The organism is Halanaeroarchaeum sp. HSR-CO, from assembly GCF_024972755.1.
GTDB lineage: Archaea > Halobacteriota > Halobacteria > Halobacteriales > Halobacteriaceae > Halanaeroarchaeum.
Map to the genome: position 1 here is coordinate 1920832 of NZ_CP087724.1, position 16916 is coordinate 1937747.

Annotated in this window: 19 protein-coding genes; 14 read left to right on the forward strand and 5 right to left on the reverse strand. The window is 66.4% G+C overall.

Annotation, left to right across the window (positions count from 1 at the left end; genetic code table 11):
- Positions 1-5: 5 nt before the first annotated feature.
- Genes HSRCO_RS09915 through rpsB form a run of 3 tightly spaced genes read left to right on the forward strand, consistent with a single transcriptional unit; the run spans position 6 to position 2089 of the window.
- Positions 6-179, forward strand: a complete 174-nt coding sequence (locus HSRCO_RS09915; RefSeq protein ID WP_259517487.1) for a DNA-directed RNA polymerase subunit K — start codon at positions 6-8, stop codon at positions 177-179.
- Complete coding sequence (eno, locus tag HSRCO_RS09920) at positions 180-1379, forward strand: phosphopyruvate hydratase (protein ID WP_259517488.1); 1200 nt, start codon at positions 180-182, stop codon at positions 1377-1379. It abuts the gene before it with no gap.
- Complete coding sequence (gene rpsB / locus HSRCO_RS09925; RefSeq protein ID WP_259517489.1) at positions 1376-2089, forward strand: 30S ribosomal protein S2; 714 nt, start codon at positions 1376-1378, stop codon at positions 2087-2089. The genes eno and rpsB overlap by 4 nt, the downstream gene beginning before the upstream one ends.
- Positions 2090-2126: 37 nt before the next feature.
- On the opposite strand, the gene HSRCO_RS09930 is transcribed toward rpsB, so the two are convergent.
- Complete coding sequence (locus tag HSRCO_RS09930) at positions 2127-2939, reverse strand: VOC family protein (protein ID WP_259517490.1); 813 nt, start codon at positions 2937-2939, stop codon at positions 2127-2129.
- Between the two features lie 88 nt (positions 2940-3027).
- Between HSRCO_RS09930 and mvk the strand changes: the two genes are divergently transcribed.
- The 5 genes from mvk to HSRCO_RS09955 all read left to right on the forward strand — a co-directional run bounded on the left by mvk (position 3028) and on the right by HSRCO_RS09955 (position 7865).
- On the forward strand, positions 3028-4014 hold the full coding sequence (mvk, locus tag HSRCO_RS09935; protein WP_396266394.1) for a mevalonate kinase: 987 nt from the start codon (positions 3028-3030) through the stop codon (positions 4012-4014).
- Positions 4011-4754, forward strand: a complete 744-nt coding sequence (locus HSRCO_RS09940; RefSeq protein ID WP_259517491.1) for an isopentenyl phosphate kinase — start codon at positions 4011-4013, stop codon at positions 4752-4754. Before mvk ends, HSRCO_RS09940 begins: the two co-directional genes overlap by 4 nt.
- A 199-nt stretch (positions 4755-4953) precedes the next feature.
- Positions 4954-6300, forward strand: a complete 1347-nt coding sequence (locus HSRCO_RS09945; RefSeq protein WP_259517492.1) for an RNase J family beta-CASP ribonuclease — start codon at positions 4954-4956, stop codon at positions 6298-6300.
- A gap of 1 nt (position 6301) precedes the next feature.
- The gene (gene idsA3 / locus HSRCO_RS09950) at positions 6302-7354 is read left to right on the forward strand and encodes a geranylfarnesyl diphosphate synthase (protein ID WP_259517493.1); all 1053 of its coding nucleotides are present in this window, start codon (positions 6302-6304) and stop codon (positions 7352-7354) included.
- A 64-nt stretch (positions 7355-7418) separates the two neighbouring features.
- Positions 7419-7865, forward strand: coding sequence for a DUF2391 family protein (locus HSRCO_RS09955; protein ID WP_259517494.1), 447 nt, complete (start codon positions 7419-7421; stop codon positions 7863-7865).
- 46 nt (positions 7866-7911) lie between these two features.
- On the opposite strand, the gene HSRCO_RS09960 is transcribed toward HSRCO_RS09955, so the two are convergent.
- The gene (locus tag HSRCO_RS09960; RefSeq protein WP_259517495.1) at positions 7912-8760 is read right to left on the reverse strand and encodes an aldo/keto reductase; all 849 of its coding nucleotides are present in this window, start codon (positions 8758-8760) and stop codon (positions 7912-7914) included.
- A gap of 98 nt (positions 8761-8858) precedes the next feature.
- Between HSRCO_RS09960 and HSRCO_RS09965 the strand changes: the two genes are divergently transcribed.
- Positions 8859-10616, forward strand: coding sequence for a glutamate--tRNA ligase (locus HSRCO_RS09965; RefSeq protein ID WP_259517496.1), 1758 nt, complete (start codon positions 8859-8861; stop codon positions 10614-10616).
- On the opposite strand, the gene HSRCO_RS09970 is transcribed toward HSRCO_RS09965, so the two are convergent.
- The gene (locus HSRCO_RS09970; RefSeq protein WP_310795433.1) at positions 10607-11173 is read right to left on the reverse strand and encodes a DUF456 domain-containing protein; all 567 of its coding nucleotides are present in this window, start codon (positions 11171-11173) and stop codon (positions 10607-10609) included. The genes HSRCO_RS09965 and HSRCO_RS09970 overlap by 10 nt on opposite strands.
- Positions 11127-13376 carry a tRNA(Met) cytidine acetyltransferase TmcA gene (gene tmcA / locus HSRCO_RS09975; protein WP_259517497.1) on the reverse strand — a complete coding sequence of 750 codons (2250 nt, stop codon included), beginning with the start codon at positions 13374-13376 and terminating at the stop codon, positions 11127-11129. Before tmcA ends, HSRCO_RS09970 begins: the two co-directional genes overlap by 47 nt.
- 208 nt (positions 13377-13584) lie before the next feature.
- Here tmcA and rpl7ae point away from each other — a divergent pair, with 208 nt between their 5' ends.
- Genes rpl7ae through HSRCO_RS10000 form a run of 5 tightly spaced genes read left to right on the forward strand, consistent with a single transcriptional unit; the run spans position 13585 to position 15388 of the window.
- On the forward strand, positions 13585-13947 hold the full coding sequence (gene rpl7ae, locus HSRCO_RS09980; RefSeq protein ID WP_259517498.1) for a 50S ribosomal protein L7Ae: 363 nt from the start codon (positions 13585-13587) through the stop codon (positions 13945-13947).
- A gap of 9 nt (positions 13948-13956) precedes the next feature.
- Entirely contained in the window at positions 13957-14181 is a 225-nt protein-coding gene (locus HSRCO_RS09985) for a 30S ribosomal protein S28e (protein ID WP_259517499.1), read from the forward strand.
- A complete protein-coding gene (locus HSRCO_RS09990; RefSeq protein WP_259517500.1) occupies positions 14181-14363 on the forward strand; it encodes a 50S ribosomal protein L24e in 183 nt (60 codons plus the stop codon). The genes HSRCO_RS09985 and HSRCO_RS09990 overlap by 1 nt, the downstream gene beginning before the upstream one ends.
- Complete coding sequence (ndk, locus tag HSRCO_RS09995) at positions 14360-14824, forward strand: nucleoside-diphosphate kinase (protein ID WP_259519794.1); 465 nt, start codon at positions 14360-14362, stop codon at positions 14822-14824. The genes HSRCO_RS09990 and ndk overlap by 4 nt, the downstream gene beginning before the upstream one ends.
- Positions 14825-14875: 51 nt before the next feature.
- Positions 14876-15388, forward strand: a complete 513-nt coding sequence (locus tag HSRCO_RS10000) for a macro domain-containing protein (protein WP_259517501.1) — start codon at positions 14876-14878, stop codon at positions 15386-15388.
- A 25-nt stretch (positions 15389-15413) separates the two neighbouring features.
- Here HSRCO_RS10000 and HSRCO_RS10005 read toward each other — a convergent pair whose 3' ends face one another.
- Complete coding sequence (locus HSRCO_RS10005; RefSeq protein WP_259517502.1) at positions 15414-16724, reverse strand: MFS transporter; 1311 nt, start codon at positions 16722-16724, stop codon at positions 15414-15416.
- Between the last annotated feature and the right edge of the window lie 192 nt (positions 16725-16916).

Here is a 16916-nt window from a genome sequence, read left to right on the forward strand (position 1 = left end):
CGAGCATGTCACAGACATACAATCGGTACGAGAAGGCACGCATCATCGGGGCACGGGCCCTGCAGGTCTCCTACGGGGCACCCGTCCTGATCGACACCGACCAGACCGAACCGATCCTCATCGCGGCCGAGGAGTACGACGAAGAGATCCTCCCCTTCACGGTCCGGAGGGAGGTCTGAATGACCCGCATCGAGCAGGTCAGCCTCCGTGCGATACTCGATTCGCGCGGGAACCGCACCGTCGAAGCCGACGTCCTGACCGAGTCGGGCGGGTTCGGTCGTGCCGCCGCACCGAGCGGCGCGAGCACGGGCGAACACGAAGCGATAGAGTTGCGGGTCGACGAGGCCATCGCGGCCGCACGAGAGAAGGCCGTTCCGCGACTCGAACAACGGGTCTTCGCGGGCGACCAGCGTGCGGTCGACGCCGCCCTCCACGCGGCGGATGGCTCGGAGAACTTCTCCGACATCGGCGCCAACAGCGCCGTCGCCATCAGCATGGCCGTCGCCAAGGCGGCAGCCGACGTGCTCGGTGCTCCGCTGTACCAGCACCTCGGAGGAGCCTTCCGCGGTCGTAATTTCCCGATCCCGCTCGGAAACGTGATCGGCGGCGGCGAACACGCCGCCGACGCGACCTACATCCAGGAGTTCCTCGCTGCACCCGTGGGCGCCCCGAGCGTCCGCGAGGCGGTCTTCGCCAACGCGAGGGTTCACGGCGCCGTCGGCGAGATCCTCACCGACCGCGACATCCCCGCCGCGAAGGGTGACGAAGGTGCCTGGGCGCCGTCGATCGACGACGCGGAGGCGTTCGATATCGTCGCCGAAGCGACCGACCGCGTGACCGACGAAGTCGGTTTCGAGATCGGTTTCGGCCTCGACGTGGCCGCCGCCGAACTCTACGACGACGGCGTCTACCGCTACGGCGACGAGGAGCGCTCGACCGCCGAGCAGGTCACGTACGTCGCCGACCTCGTCGAGGAGTACGACCTGGTCTACGTCGAGGACCCACTCGACGAGAACGATTACACCGCCTTCGCCGACCTCACCGACCGCGTCGGCGAGAAGACACTGATCTGCGGCGACGACCTGTTCGTCACCAACACCGACCGCCTCGCCCACGGCATCGACGTGGGTGCGGCCAACAGCGTGCTCGTCAAGCCGAACCAGATCGGGACGCTCTCAGACGCGTTCGACGCGATCGAGATGGCCGTCGCAAACGGCTACGACCCGGTCATCTCCCACCGGAGCGGCGAAACCGAAGACGCAACGATCGCCCACCTCGCCGTGGCGACGGACGCCCCGTACATCAAGACGGGTGCGGTCGGCGGCGAGCGAACCGCGAAGCTCAACGAACTCATTCGCATTGCCGAGGAGGCACAATGAGCGAAAACGAACCAACAGACGACACCGACCTCGAGGCTCCCGACGACGCGGAACCGGCAGCCGAGCCGGACGCCGCCGAGGACGCGGAGCCACAAGAACAGCCAGAGGACGTGATGGCCGACGAGGACGCCGACCTGCTGATTCCCGTCGAGGATTACCTCGGCGCCGGCGTCCACATCGGCACACAGCAGAAGACCAAGGATATGGACCGGTTCATCCACCGCGTCCGTACCGACGGTCTGTACGTCCTCGACGTGAGTACGACAGACAGCCGCATCCGCACCGCGGCGGACTTCCTCGCGAACTACGACCCGGAGCAGGTCCTGGTCACGTCCTCGCGACAGTACGGCCGATTCCCGGCCGAGAAGTTCGCCGAGGCGGTCGGCGCCCGAGCGCGAACGGGTCGTTTCATCCCGGGCACGCTCACCAACCCGCAGTACGACGGCTACATCGAACCGGACGTCGTCGTGGTGACCGACCCCATCGGTGACGCGCAAGCCGTCAAGGAAGCCATCACCGTCGGCATCCCGGTCATCGCGATGTGCGACTCGAACAACTCCACGAGCAACGTCGACCTCGTCGTTCCGACGAACAACAAGGGTCGACGCGCGCTCTCGGTCGTCTACTGGCTTTTGGCCAACGAGACCCTCGACCGCCGCGGGGCCGAACCCGCCTACGCGCTCGAGGATTTCGAAGACGACGAACTCTGATCCGGCGCGGAACGTCCTTTCTGCGGTCGCCGATCGATCAGCGCCGGCTCACGACACCGAGCTGGTGGTCGAATCCCTCGAAGAAGGCGAGACGACGGTCGAACAGGGACCGCCCGCCGGTGAGCGGGAACTGGTCGGTGGCCCGGTCCATCTCGGCCGAGAGGAAGAGTGCCGCCGGTCCCGGACCGGACGACTCGAGGCGATCCAGGAGTGGCTCGTCGGTGGGCTCGGCGAGGACGAACGCCTGCTCGGGGAACCACGCCATCTCGCCGAAGTGGGTGTCCACGTCGGTCTCCGGTTCGGGGAGTCTGTACAGCCGGGCGAACTGCTCGATGGCCGACGCGAGGTCCCGAACGGCGATGACGACCCAGCCGACACCCGAAAGTGGACTGCCGTAGAGCTCCGAGTCCGGAACCCGATACTCCCTCGGCGTTCGGTCGGCGATCAGGAACGGAAGCACCTCGCGCTCGTCGGAGCCGAGAAAGCCCATGTCCCACTCGACGTGGGTACCGTCCGGCCGATCACGGCTCGCTCGCTGTGGGCCGTCGACCCGGACGTCGTGGGTGATGAACCGCTGGAGCTCGGTGTGGACGCTTCCGGTCTGGACACACCAGGCACAGGGACCGTCACCTGCCTCGATCGCCGCCGGCCAGAAACCGGGCTCGCCCTCGCCGGTCGCGGCGATGAGTTCGACGTACGTCCCATCCGGCAACGGGACGAGGGCCATCTCGGTCGCTCCGTCACCGTGGGTGCCGCCGTACATGGGCGCAAGCCCCACTCGTTCGAACCGGGCGATGGCCTCGTCGAGGTCGCGGACGGCGTAGGGGACGTGGTCGACGACGGGTCGCATAGGCGACGATTCGCCGGCCAGACCGATAAGCGCCGGTGGTGCCCGTCGAAGCCGCATCCATTTTAGTGACCGGCGACCACCCATCGGTATGGCCACCGCATCCGCCCCGGGAAAGGTCTACCTCTTCGGGGAGCACGCCGTCGTGTACGGCGAACCGGCCGTCCCCTGTGCCATCGAACGTCGGGCGACGGTGACGGTCGAGGAACGAGCGGACGACAGACTCCGAATCGACGCCGAGGACCTCAGTCTCGACGGGTTCACGGTGGAGTTCAGCGGTTCGACCGACGAGAGTCCGTCCGTCGACGTCTCCGAGTCGCTACTCACCGCCGCGATGGGCTACGTGGACGCCGCGGTCGACCAGGCCCGTGACGCCGCGGACAGACCGAACGCGGGATTCGACGTGACCATCGACAGCGACATCCCTCTCGGAGCTGGGCTCGGTTCGTCGGCCGCGGTCGTGGTGGCCGGCATCGAGGCCGGTACCCGGGAACTCGGTGTGGAACTGTCCCGGGCGGAACTCGCCGAACGTGCCTATCAGGTCGAGCACGAGGTCCAGGATGGACAGGCGTCGCGGGCGGACACCTACTGCTCGACGATGGGTGGTGCCGTCCGGGTGGAGGGTGACCGCTGTGAAACCATCGAGGCGCCGGATCTCCCCTTCGTCGTGGGCTACGACGGGGGTGCGGGGGACACGGGCGAACTCGTCTCGGGTGTCAGGGCCCTCAAAGACGAGTACGACTTCGCCGCGGACACCGTGACGGCCATCGGCGACATCGTCCGTCAGGGCGAGCGCGCCCTCGAGGCGGGCGACGTCGACGAACTCGGTCGGCTGATGGACTTCAACCACGGATTGCTCTCCGCGCTGGGCGTCTCCGCCCGGTCGCTGGACGCGATGGTGTGGGGCGCGCGCGAGGCGGGTGCGAAGGGGGCGAAGTTGACCGGCGCGGGTGGCGGCGGCTGTATCGTCGCCCTGGACGAATCGAGCGCAACGGAGACGGCCCTGGAGTACACGCCCGACTGCGAACAGGTGTTCCGCGCCCGGCTGGACAAGGAAGGGGTTCGGCTGGAACCATGACCACGATTTTGAAACTCGGCGGCAGTGTCGTCACGAAAAAAGACAATCGCGAAACGGTCGACGACGAGGCACTCTCCAGGGCGACGAGCGCCATCGCCGACGCCGGGGTCGACGACCTCGTGGTCGTCCACGGTGGCGGGTCGTTCGGCCATCCCAACGCGGCGGACCGCGACGTGAGTTCGGACAGCGGGACCCACGACACGGCGTCCATCCGTGCGATCCACCGGGCAATGGGCAGACTCGTGCGACGAGTCACGGACGACCTCGGTGCTGCAGCGGTCCCCGCGGTCCCGGTTCGCCCCTTCTCGGCGGGCTATCGAACCGGCGAAGGCGACGTCGAACTGTACACCGATAGCGTCGAGACGATGCTCGAGGAGGGATTCGTCCCCGTCCTGCACGGCGACGTGTTCCCGACAGAGAAACGGGGCGCGACCATCGTCAGCGGGGACGAACTGGTCGTCGCGCTCGCGAAAGACCTCGACGCGGAGCGGGTCGGCCTGTGCTCGACCGTTCCGGGCGTCCTCGACGACGACGGCGACGTCGTTCCGCGTATCGAGCAGTATTCGGACGTGGCGGCGGTCCTCGGTGGAAGCGATTCCACCGACGTGACCGGTGGAATGGCCGCGAAGGTCCGAGCACTGCTCGATGCCGAGGTGCCTGCATCCATCTTCGGTCTGGGCGACCTCGAGGAGTTCCTGGCCGGTGGGGGTGCCGGTACGCTCGTTGGACCGGCCCCCTGACGGTTTCGGGGCGACGGCCACCGGAAAGCGACAAACCCGCTCTTTTTAATAGATGGACACATACGTACCTGCAAAGAGGCCGTCGCGGGCGACAACGCGGCGGCGACCGACGGCTGCAAGACGCCGGGGACGCCGACGCCGAGCACGGGACGAGTTTCAGTACTGAGCGGGCCGCACAGCGGCTTTCAGTGATTCAACTATGGAAATCGAAATCGCAACGATAGGCGGATACGAAGAGGTCGGACGGCAGATGACTGCCGTTCGAGCAGGAAGCGACGTCGTCATCTTCGACATGGGGCTCAACCTGTCGAAGGTGCTGATCCACGACAACGTGGAGACCGAGCGGATGCACAGCCTCGACCTGATCGACATGGGCGCCATCCCGGACGACCGCGTGATGTCCGAACTGGAGGGTGACGTGCAGGCCATCGTGCCGACGCACGGCCACCTCGACCACATCGGTGCCCTCTCGAAGCTCGCCCATCGGTACGACGCACCGATCGTCGCGTCGCCGTACACCATCGAACTGGTGAAAGGGCAGATCGAGGGCGAACAGAAGTTCGGCGTCGACAACGATCTGGTCAAGATGTCGGGCGGCGAATCGATGGAGATCGGCGAGGGCCTCGAACTCGAGTTCGTCCACGTCACCCACTCCATCATCGACGCCATCAATCCGGTCCTCCACACGCCAGAGGGCGCAATCGTCTACGGCCTCGACAAACGCATCGACCACGATCCGGTCCTCGAGGACCCGATCGACATGAAGCGGTTCCGCGAGATCGGTCGCGAGGGCGAGGGCGTGCTCTGTTACATCGAGGACACCACGAACGCCTCGAAGAAGGGGCGCACGCCGAGCGAGTCGATGGCCCGGTTCCACCTCCGCGATACGATGAAGAGTATCGAGGATTACTCGGGCGGCATCGTCGCGACCACGTTCTCCAGTCACATCTCCCGCGTGAGCAGTCTCGTCGAGTTCGCCAAGGAGATCGGTCGCCAGCCCATCCTCCTGGGCCGGTCGATGGAGCACTACTCCGGGGCCGCCGAGCGCATGGGCTACGTGGACTTCCCCGACAACCTCGGGATGTTCGGTCACCGCAAGAGCGTCGACCGTGCGTTCAAGCGCATCATGAACGAGGGCAAGGGGAACTTCCTGCCCATCGTCACCGGCCACCAGGGGGAACCGCGCGCGATGCTCACCCGGATGGGCCGCGGCGAGACGCCCTTCGAACTGGAGAACGGTGACAAGGTCATCTTCTCGGCCCGCGTCATCCCCGAACCGACGAACGAGGGACAGCGCTATCAGGCCGAGAAGCTCCTCTCGATGCAAGGTGCGCGCATCTACGACGAGATCCACGTCTCCGGGCACCTGAGCCAGGAGGGCCACTACCAGATGCTGGACGCTCTCCAGCCCCAGCACGTCATCCCGGCCCATCAGGACCTCAAGGGAATGGCCCCGTACGTCGACCTCGCCGAGAGCGAGGGCTACGAGATGGGGCGTGACCTGCACGTCACGCGGAACGGCAACCGCATCCAGCTCGTGGAGTGAGATGACCCCCGAAGCACGTGAACAGACGGTTCTCGAGGCGGTTCGGAAGCGACGCGAACTCGTCAACGATGCCGTCGAAACGGACCTGCCGATCACCGAACCAGAGCGACTCTACGAGGCGTCGCGGTACCTCCTCGACGCCGGTGGGAAACGCCTTCGACCGGCGATGTTGCTACTCACGGGCGAGGCGATCCTCGACGTCGAACCACTAACTGAGGACTATCGTGACTTTCCGACACTCGTCGACGACGAACCGCCGATCGACCTGATGAAGGCAGCGGTGAGCGTCGAGGTCATCCAGTCGTTCACGCTCATCCACGACGACATCATGGATCAGGACGAGATGCGCCGGGGCGTCCCGGCCGTCCACGTCCAGTACGACCCCGAGACCGCCATCCTCGCCGGGGACACGCTCTACTCGAAGGCATTCGAGATCATGATCGAGTCGGGGGCGCCCCCGGACCGCGCCATCGAGGCACTCGACACGCTCGCCTCGACCTGCACCCGCATCTGCGAGGGACAGTCCCTCGACGTGGACTTCGAGACCCGCCCGACGGTGGAGACCGACGAGTACCTGGACATGATCGATCGGAAGACGGCGGTGCTGTACGCTGCGTCATCAGCGATCCCCGCGATCCTGCTCGGTGCCGACGAGGAGACACAGCAGGCCCTCACCGAATACGGACGCACGGTCGGCAAGGCCTTCCAGATCCACGACGACGTCCTGGACCTCACGGTGCCGAGCGAGGACCTGGGCAAACAGCGCGGCAGCGACCTCGTCGAGGGCAAGCGAACGATCATCACGCTCCACGCGCGCGAGCACGGCGTCGACGTGGAGAACCTCGTCGAGGCCGAGACACCCGAAGCGGTCACCGAAGCGGCGATAACGGACGCGGTCGCCACCCTCGAAGACGCGGGAAGCATCGAGTACGCCCGGTCGCTCGCCAGCGAATACGTCGAAGAGGGGAAAGACTACCTCCAGGTGCTCCCCGACAGCGAAGCACGGACGCGACTCGAACAGGTCGCCGATTACCTGATCGACCGCGGCTACTGAGGACTCGCTCGACCGTTCTCGCGGTATCGGACGCTATTTCACCCAGGAATCGGTAGGAGTGGGTATGAAACTGCGGCGACCGCGTCGGCCACGCCAGTTTCGGCTGGCCGACACCGCCCAGCAGGTCGTCGGCGGGTTCCTCCTCGCGGGGCCGTTCGTCGTGACCGAGGAAGTCTGGACGCTCGCGGCGAACATGTCGGTAGCCCAGGCGGTGGCGACGATCGCACTCGTGTTCGCCATCGGGTACGCGACCCTCTACAAAGCGGATACCACCCGCGACCAGGACGAAGAGGAGGAGATCGCCGGCATCCCGCTGCGGTTTATCTCACTGATGGGCGTCTCGTTCGGGTCCGTGGTCATTCTGGCACTGTTGTTCGGTGCGCCGGCGACGTTCATCGACACGGCGGAGACCGACATCGGCATCGCTCGGATCACGTTCAACGCGGTCAGTCTTGGATCCGTCTTCAGTGTCGTCGGTGCGGCGACGGCGGACAGCGTCTTCGCGAAGTGAGCGGGTGAAACGCACCCAGGAAGAGTCGCCCGTACACGGTTCGGCGCTAGCGGTCCAGCAGCGCCCGATCCGCGTCGTCCAGTTCGATACCCGTGGCAGCGACGTTTGCTTCGAGATGCCGAACGTCACCGGTGCCCGGAATCGGGAGCGTCACCTCGCTGTGATCGAGGACCCAGGCGAGGGCGATCTGGAAGACGCTCGCGTCGTGTTTCTCGGCGACCGTCTCGGCCGCCTCCCGGGCCTCGTCTTCGATGGACCCCCAGTTAAGCGGTGCGTACGGGATGAACCCGATTCCCGCGTCTTCACAGGCCGCCAGGACGTCGTCGTGTTCGCGGTTGACGAAGCTGTACTCGTTCTGGACCGTCGCGACGTCGACGATGTCCCGAGCCGTCTCGAGCTGGTCCACGGAGACGTTCGAGAGGCCGACGTGGCGTACGAGTCCCTCGTCCTGCAACTCGGCGAACGCGTGCACCGACGCCTCGAAGTCGGTGTCCGGGTCGGGGCGGTGGAACTGGTAGAGGTCGATCGCGTCCACGCCGAGGCGATCGATGCTGGTCAACGCCTGGTTCCTGATGTAGTCGGGGTCGCCGTGGGCGAGCCAGTCGCCGTCCCGGTTGCGGAGGATACCGGCCTTCGTCGCGACGACCAGGTCGTCGCGGGTCGCGTCGAGGGCTTCGCCGATCAGGCGTTCGGAGACACCTGGTCCGTAGGAGTCCGCCGTATCGATGAAGTTCACCCCCAGTTCGTCCGCCCGTCGGAGGACGTCCCGGGCACGCGGCTCGCTCGGCGGGCGACCGATGATGTCCTCGCCCGTGATGCGCATCGCGCCGAATCCGAGTCGGTTGACCGTGAGTTCGCCGCCGATGTCGAACGTGTCGCGCTCGTTTGCGGTCACAGCTGGAGTGTCGACCGGCAGGCCGAAAACACTGTGGGCGTCGGCAGGGCCGTGGGTCGAACCGTTCGAGTTTTCTCCCGCCCACGGGAAAGAGGGGTATGGACCAGGACCTCCGCGAGCGAATCCAGCGGGAGGCCGAACGGAACGCCCTCTTCAACGCCCTCAAACACGAGAGCGAGGCGCAGGTCGGCGCCATCATGGGCCCGTTAATGGGCGAGAACCCGGACTTCCGCCAGCATGGCGACGAGATTGCCGGAATCGCTGCTCCCGTCGTCGAGCGGGTCAACGGGATGGACCCCGCCGAGCAGCGCGAACGGTTAGCCGAACTCGATCCCGACGCAGTCGAAGAGCTCGACGCCGAGGACGAAGAAGATGCAAGGACGCTCCCGGACCTGCCGAACGCCGAGGAGTACGACGAGGTCCGCATGCGACTGGCCCCGAATCCGAACGGCCCCTGGCATCTCGGCCACGCCCGCATGCCGGCAGTCATCGGGACCTACAAGGAGCGCTACGACGGCTCGTTCATCTGCCGGTTCGACGACACCGATCCGGAGACGAAGCGACCGGACCTCGACGCATACGACCAGATCCTCTCGGACATCGAGTACCTGGGATTCGAGCCAGACGACGTCGTCATCGCGAGCGACCGACTCGACACCTACTACGAGTATGCACGAGACCTCATCGAGAAGGGCGGCGCCTACACCTGTAGCTGTCCGGGCGAGGAATTCTCCGACCTGAAGAACGCGGGGGAGCCCTGTCCCCACCGAAGCAAAGACGTCGAGACGGTGAAAACGGAGTTCGAGTCCATGGTCGAGGGGGAGTACGACTCGGGCGAGATGGTCCTCCGGGTCAAGACCGACATCGAGCACAAGAACCCCGCCCTCCGCGACTGGGTCGCCTTCCGGATGATCGACGTCCCGCATCCCCGCGAGACGGCCGCCGACTACCGGTGTTGGCCGATGCTCGACTTCCAGTCGGGGATCGACGACCACCGCACCGGCGTCACCCACATCATCCGTGGGATCGACCTGCAGGACTCCGCGAAGCGACAGGGCTTCGTCTACGACTACTTCGACTGGGAGTACCCCGAGGTCGTCCACTGGGGGCACGTCCAGATCGACGAGTACGACGTGACCATGAGCACCTCCACGATCAAGGAGCTCGTCGACGACGGGGCACTCGACGGCTGGGACGACCCGCGGGCCCCCACGCTCCAGAGCGTTCGTCGGCGCGGGATTCGCGGAGAAGCCATCGTCGACGCCATGATCGAACTGGGCACCTCCACGAGCAACGTCGACCTCTCGATGTCGAGCATCTACGCGAACAACCGCGAACTGATCGACGACGAGACCGACCGTCGCTTCTTCGTCAGGACCGACTTCGACGCGCGGGGCGGGGACGCCGAGGACTCCTTCGACGCCGTCGAACTTCCCGTCGAGGGCGGTCCATCGACCGCCACGCCACTCTTCCATCCGGACCACGAGGATCGCGGGGAGCGCGAGATCCCGGTCGGAGACGCCGTCCTCCTGGAGGTTCGTGATCTCCCGGCGGTCGGCGATCTGGTCTGGCTCAAGGGATTCGGCGCCGTGCGATACGAAAACGAGCGCCTGGTCGCTACCGGCGACGACATCGACGTGGTGCGAGACGGCGATGTGGACGTAGTTCACTGGGTGCCAGCAGACGAGAGCGTCCCGGTCCGGATGCGAACGACCGACGGCGACGTTCACGGCTTCGCGGAGCCGGGCGTCGGGGACGACGACCCCGACGCGATGGTGCAGTTCGTCCGCGTCGGCTTCGCTCGTATCGACCGCCACGACGACGAGGAGACGGTCGCCTACTTCGCTCACAGGTAGGCGACAGCCAGCATCGCGAGCAGGATCGATCCCGTGAGGAGCGCCTGAATCACCGCAGAGCTGAGAACGCCGATCACGGCGTAGCCGGCCGCGCGCAGACTCGCTTCCCTCGTCGCCCCGCGCGACAGTTCGAGGGCGAAGATCGTTCCCCCGATTCCGACGACCAGACCGATCGGACCGGCGGGAACGAACAACACCATCCCCACGGCCGTCGCCAGAACGCTCGTCCGGAGCGTCGCGCCGCCAGCCTTCGCACCGACGATGCCGGCCACCCAGTCGACGGCCAGCGCCAGCAGACCGGTCAGCAGGAGGGCCGCCAGGACGAGCGGGCCCGGTCGGCCCGTCGCCCACCAGTAAGTGAGCACACCGACCATCGACACCGCGCCGGCGGGGATGACCGGGAGCACGCTCGCGACGACGCCGAGGACGAGCAGGGCGAATGCCACGACGACCAGCAGATCCATGCCGAATACCAACGGGCCGACGAAGATGGCCGTGTCGGTCGACCGGTCACGGCCCGTAGCGGTCGCGGTCGTCGAGGAGCGCCTCGGGTGCATAAGCCTCGACGATCGGTCGGTAGGCGTCGCCGAGCGCACGCATCGCGGCCGAGGTTCCGTGATAGCCCAGACGGTCCACGACGGTCTCCCACGAGTGTCCCTGAAGTACTTTGGTGACGAGCAGCCGCTCCTCGCGCTCGGAGAGCAGCTCGGACGAACCGGCGACGAGGTAGTGAAGGGCCAGTCGCTCGAAGGGGCCGGGATCGACGCTGTAGAGCGCGGGGCCGTAGGCCGCGCCGACGACGAGTCGCCACTGGTGGGCCGACAGCGACTGGATACGCGTCCCCGCGTCGGCGGCACTCGCCCGGAGCACGAACCGAACAACGTCTGCGTCGACGTCTCGGAGGACGTCTGTCAGTTGCGGTCCGATCCGCTCTACGAACCACTCCGTGTGGCGGTCGTGGAGACGGTCGCCAGCAGCCGACAGCGGATCGAACATGATGACCGAGTACTCACCACTCGTCGCGTTCCGGGTCGTCGAGAGATGAACGGTCGAGAAACCGTTCTGCGCCCAGAACCTGACGAGCCGTGGCGTCGCCCCGAAACCGGTGCCGATCCAGTCCCGGTCGTCGAACTCGGCACGGATCTCCTCCAGCAGGCGAGAGCCGAACCCACGGTCCCGGACGGCGGCGTGGGTGGCGATCCGCATCACCCGCATCCCGACCGGTTCGCCGGCCGACTCGTCTCGCAACTGGCTCATCAGCACGTCCGGAATCATGTTGCCACGGATGCGACCGCCCTCGTACACGGCCGCTCGCGTCTCGGCATCGAGTCCGCCTTCACGCGCCAGCAGCGCGACGCTGACGACGTGTCCATCCACCAGGAGCGCGCGGACGGAGAGGTTCGGGGCATCGAGCAGCCGTGCGAGGTCGTTCGGTTCCGTGCGATAGTGCGCCGAGACGAGGAGGCCGAAGGCCTCCCTGAGAAGCCATTCGTCGGCCAGCAACGCGTCGGTGGTCAGGACCCGATAGGTCGCCGTGGGCGGCTGCGCGTCCTCGACGAGCGGGTCGACGGCCGGTCTGGCATCGAGAAGGAGGGCGTTGAACGCCCACACCTCGACCGGATCGCCCGGGGCGTAGCGGATTGGTTCGGCCATCCGAACCTCGTGGACGGCGTGGTCGCTCTCGGCAAGTCGGTCCCGAAACCGGACGTCGAAGCCCCGACCGGCGCCCTCGTACCCGTGGACGGTCGTCGTGAATCCGACCCGGGAGGCGTCGAGGAACGACTCCAGTCTGCGTACCGGCAGCGCCGCTGCTTCGTCCACCAGGACCACGTCAGGGTCCTCGGGGAGGGTCGTCGCTCGTGCTGGTCGTTCGAACCGAACGCGACCCCCGGTCGTCGTCTCGAGCACCCGCGGGCGAGGCTCGGCCGGGTCGCCGGCCAGTACCTCCAGCGTCGAGCCCAGTCTGCTGGCCCGCTCGAAGACGGCCGCCGCACTCCGGTAGTTCGGTGCGGTCACGAGGACGTCCTCGCCGGCAGCCGCGAAACTACCCGCGGCGAGGCCTGCCGCGCTCGATTTCCCGCGGCCTCGGTCGGCCTCGACGACGACCGCCGTCGACTCCTGCCGCAGGTTCTCGAGGGTCGAGAGGGCCGCTATCTGGTCCTGTGTGCGACAGGCGACAAAGGCGTCCCGGGGAAACGTTGGCGAGGGTGGGACCTCCAGCGACCGCGTCGCTGGACGGGGTGCGGAGTGGGTCAACCCATCGGCGAGGAGTCGATTTTCGTCGACGTCGACGATAGCAATGCCACGATGGGTGCGGAGTGTCCGAACCAGCCGCTCGCGGAACCGCCCCCCGACGTCGTCGACCGCCGCTGGCGGGACTGCGAGATACTCGTCGAACTCGTCCCGTCGGTTCGGCCACTCCTCGAGTGGGGGGACCACGAGGACGAGGAGGCCGCCGCCGTCGACGGTCCCGACGACCCGACCCAGGGCGTTGGGCCGACACGTCTCGTGGCAGTCGAGGACGATGGCCCCACGGGTCGTCCCGAGGAGTGAGTCGGTCGCGGACTGGCGAACCGTGTCGAACTGCGTGCCATCCCCAGTTCCGACCGCCGTGACGGATTCGCGGGGAATACCGGCTGCCTCGATTGCGCGTTCCGCCGCGCGATGACCGCCCGTTCGGTCGCCGGCGAGGACGAGGACACGGCGCTCGTCCGTCCGTCTCGCCTCGGCCCGAAGATCGGTGGCCACCTCGCGGAGCATCGTCGAGTTGTTCAGACGGCGCCCGCAAGACCGTTTCCCCTCGCCGCTGGGGCCTGTCGCCCCGTCGCACGCCGCAGGGGTTTGGACACGCTTTTAAGCACGGGAAACGCAGTGACGTGTACACCCTGCGAGGGTCGATGATGCTCCCAGCCCCAGGACCACTCACGGCGGGGGAGCGCAAGCCCGTTCGTAGGAATTAGGAGAAACCATGCCAGTATACGTAGACTACGACGTCCCAGCGGACCTCCAGGAACGAGCGCTCGAGGCGCTCGAGGTGGCCCGCGACACCGGTCGCATCAAGAAAGGAACGAACGAGACGACGAAGGCCATCGAGCGGGGCAACGCCCTGCTCGTCGTGGTCGCCGAGGACGTCTCTCCCGAGGAGATCGTCATGCACATCCCCGAACTCGCCGACGAGAAGGGGATCTCGACGGTCTTCGTCGAGGCACAGGACGAGCTCGGCGCCGCCGCCGGCCTCGAGGTCGGCAGCGCGGCCGCCGCCATCACCGACGCCGGCGAGGCGGAGGAGGACGTCGAGGACATCGCCACGAAGGTCGAGGACCTGCGGTAACCCAGAACCATGAGCGCGGAAGAACAAACGGAGGGCTCGACGCCCGCCGAGGTCATCGAGGTCGTGGGAAAGACGGGGATGCACGGCGAAGCGATGCAGGTGAAATGTCGCATCCAGGAAGGATCGAACCAGGGCCGCATCATCACGCGCAACGTCCTCGGCCCCGTGCGGGTCGGCGACGTGATCCAGCTGCGTGAGACGGCCCGCGAAGCCGACTCCATCGGAGGCCAATAATGCCACAGACACGTCAGTGCGACTATTGTGGATCCGACATCGAGCCCGGCACGGGCACGATGTACGTCTACAACGACGGTCGGACGATGTACTTCTGCTCCTCGAAGTGCGAGAAGAACGCCGACCTGGGCCGCGAAGCCCGGGACGTCGAGTGGACCGAAGAGGCGCGGAGCGGCGAATAATGAGCAAAGAACGCACCTTCGTGATGGTGAAGCCCGACGGCGTCCAGCGTGGCCTGATCGGTGAGATCATCGGGCGATTCGAAGACCGTGGACTGAAACTGGTCGGCGGGAAGTTCATGCAGATCGACCGTGACCTCGCCGAGGAACACTACGGCGAGCACGAGGACAAGCCCTTCTTCGACGACCTCGTCGAGTTCATCACGGCCGGTCCCGTCATGGCGATGGTCTGGGAGGGCCAGGACGCGACCCAGCAGGTCCGTACCATGATGGGCGAGACCGACCCCGCCGAGTCCGCGCCAGGCACCATCCGCGGCGACTTCGGACTCGACCTGGGTCGGAACGTCATTCACGGCTCCGACACCGAACCCGGCTCCAACGGGCGCGAGATCGAGTTGTTCTTCGACGACGAGGAACTGCTCGATTACGAGCGCATCGACGAAGCCTGGCTGTACGAAGACTGACGGCGGCCATTCGGACCGACGTTTTTGTGTCATCGCACCGAACAGCCACGCATGGACTTCGCAGTCGTCCAGGGAGACATCGCGGCACAGTCGGCGGACTGCCTGGTCAACGCCGCCGGGACCAGCCTCCGGATGGGGTCGGGTGTCGCCGGTGCGCTCCGCCGCGGAGCGAACGGCCCCATCAACGAGGCGGCGATGGAGAGGGGGCCGGTCGAGCTCGGCGAGGTCGCCATCACCGACGCCTTCGATCTGGACGCCGACTACGTCGTTCACGCGGCCGCGATGCCCCACTACGGGGACGGCAAAGCGACCGAAGCGAGCATCCGAGCGGCGACCAGGAACGCACTCTCGACGGCCGACGAATTGGGGTGTGAGTCGCTGGTCATCCCGGCGCTCGGGTGTGGCGTCGCGGGCTTCGACCTGGCGGACGGAGCGCGACTGATTTGCGAGGAGATAGCCGACTTCTCGGGCGAGACGCTCTCGGACGTCCGGTTCATCGGCTACAGCGACGAGGAGATCGAGACCATCGAAGGAGTGGCCGAAGCGGTTCGTGGACCGGCGTGAGAGACGGTCGGTGGTCGATTGCTCGTCAGGCGTCGAGGCGCTCCGATCGGAATTGCTCCGGATGCCGTCGTTTCCGCACGAAGAGCACCATCGAACTCAGGAACGCCACGGCAACGGCGACGGTGGTGATAGCGAACGCCACACGATAGCCGAACTCGGTGTAGACGACCGTCCCGCCGACGATATCGCCGGTCCGATAGCGATCGAGGGCCACACCCATCAGGGGCGGGAGAGCGGTTGCCCCGAAAAAGCCCGCCGCGTTGACGGTCGCGGTGGCGACCCCGCTCACCGCGGCGGGATACTTCTCCTTGACGATGGGGAGCGCCAGCACGATGAACCCGAGACCGGTCCCGGTCAGGAAGTACGTGAGGGCGACGACGGCAAGCGGTGGCTTCCCGGTGATGGGGACGACGGCGAGAGTCACCACGAACAGTCCGAGCCCTGCGGCCATCGGAAGGAACCGCCGCCCGATCCGGTCCGATAGCCAGCCGACGGTCGGCGAACCGACGAGCATCCCGACCGATCCGAGGAGCGTGAAGTACGAGGCAGTGGTGACGTCGAGACCGTAGACCACAACGAGGTACGGAACACCCCACAGTCCGATGATCGTCAGGACGGTACCCATCCCCGAGAAGAAGACGATCGACAGGAGCCACTGGTCGACGTCGCCGAGGAGCGTGCGGATGTAGGCGCCGGTCGCAGAAAGCGAGATGGCGGGCTGTTCGGGGACGTTCCTGATCGGTTCGAGGCCGGCAGCAGCGGGCGAACGTCTCGCGAGGCCGAAGACGGCGACACCCGCGGCGAACCCGAAAAGCGCCAGCCCGAAGACCGTCGGTCGCCAGCCGAACCGGCCGACGGCGACCGCCAGTGGCGTCGTCGAGAAGATGGCACCCAGGCCAGCGACGCCGGCGGTCAGCCCGGTCATCATCCCGAATTCGTCGGTCCGGAACCAGTTGGCGCTGAACCGCAAAATGGAGATGAAGATGACGCCACTCCCGAGGCCGGTGAGTGCCCGCGAGAGGAAGGCGACGAGATAGCCGTCGCTCAGTGTGAAACAGATAGCGCCCACGCTCAACACGAACGCGCCTCCGGCACCGATGTACCGCGGGCCGTACCGGTCGGCCATCACGCCCGTCGGTATCTGGACGATAGCGTAGATGACGAAGAAGGAGGCGTGCAACGTCCCCAGCTGGGCTGCCGAGATGGCGAAATCCGCGGTCAACTGTTCGGAGAGAACGGCCGTGGAGAGCCGATGGATGTTGACGAGCAGGAAGACGAGCGCCAGCGCCCCCCAGGCGAGCCAGCGTCGGTTCCTGGTATCAGTCAACAGACGCACGACAACTATTTGCGATGAACGCTGGTTAACGATTGTGGTGGGACCTATCCCCGATGAAGAGCCGTGTATTCGCCCGAGTGGCCAGAGCAGTCATACGGAAGACCACCGACAGCATCGAGAAGGCTCGGAGCACGACGAACCTCGTCGGGCCCACCGACGGTATCGAGGAGTACTCAACGGAATCCATCGACG

What these genes read in the sequence shown, in the direction of transcription:
- rpl7ae (WP_259517498.1), top strand. Translation starts at nt 13,585, where the DNA reads ATGCCAGTATACGTAGACTACGACGTCCCAGCGGACCTCCAGGAACGA.
- mvk (WP_396266394.1), top strand. Translation starts at nt 3,028, where the DNA reads ATGGCCACCGCATCCGCCCCGGGAAAGGTCTACCTCTTCGGGGAGCAC.
- HSRCO_RS09915 (WP_259517487.1), top strand. Translation starts at nt 6, where the DNA reads ATGTCACAGACATACAATCGGTACGAGAAGGCACGCATCATCGGGGCA.
- tmcA (WP_259517497.1), bottom strand. Translation starts at nt 13,376, where the DNA reads ATGCTCCGCGAGGTGGCCACCGATCTTCGGGCCGAGGCGAGACGGACG.
- HSRCO_RS09945 (WP_259517492.1), top strand. Translation starts at nt 4,954, where the DNA reads ATGGAAATCGAAATCGCAACGATAGGCGGATACGAAGAGGTCGGACGG.
- HSRCO_RS09985 (WP_259517499.1), top strand. Translation starts at nt 13,957, where the DNA reads ATGAGCGCGGAAGAACAAACGGAGGGCTCGACGCCCGCCGAGGTCATC.
- HSRCO_RS09940 (WP_259517491.1), top strand. Translation starts at nt 4,011, where the DNA reads ATGACCACGATTTTGAAACTCGGCGGCAGTGTCGTCACGAAAAAAGAC.
- rpsB (WP_259517489.1), top strand. Translation starts at nt 1,376, where the DNA reads ATGAGCGAAAACGAACCAACAGACGACACCGACCTCGAGGCTCCCGAC.
- eno (WP_259517488.1), top strand. Translation starts at nt 180, where the DNA reads ATGACCCGCATCGAGCAGGTCAGCCTCCGTGCGATACTCGATTCGCGC.
- HSRCO_RS09965 (WP_259517496.1), top strand. Translation starts at nt 8,859, where the DNA reads ATGGACCAGGACCTCCGCGAGCGAATCCAGCGGGAGGCCGAACGGAAC.
- HSRCO_RS09930 (WP_259517490.1), bottom strand. Translation starts at nt 2,939, where the DNA reads ATGCGACCCGTCGTCGACCACGTCCCCTACGCCGTCCGCGACCTCGAC.
- HSRCO_RS10000 (WP_259517501.1), top strand. Translation starts at nt 14,876, where the DNA reads ATGGACTTCGCAGTCGTCCAGGGAGACATCGCGGCACAGTCGGCGGAC.
- HSRCO_RS09990 (WP_259517500.1), top strand. Translation starts at nt 14,181, where the DNA reads ATGCCACAGACACGTCAGTGCGACTATTGTGGATCCGACATCGAGCCC.
- idsA3 (WP_259517493.1), top strand. Translation starts at nt 6,302, where the DNA reads ATGACCCCCGAAGCACGTGAACAGACGGTTCTCGAGGCGGTTCGGAAG.
- HSRCO_RS09955 (WP_259517494.1), top strand. Translation starts at nt 7,419, where the DNA reads ATGAAACTGCGGCGACCGCGTCGGCCACGCCAGTTTCGGCTGGCCGAC.
- HSRCO_RS09970 (WP_310795433.1), bottom strand. Translation starts at nt 11,173, where the DNA reads ATGCACCCGAGGCGCTCCTCGACGACCGCGACCGCTACGGGCCGTGAC.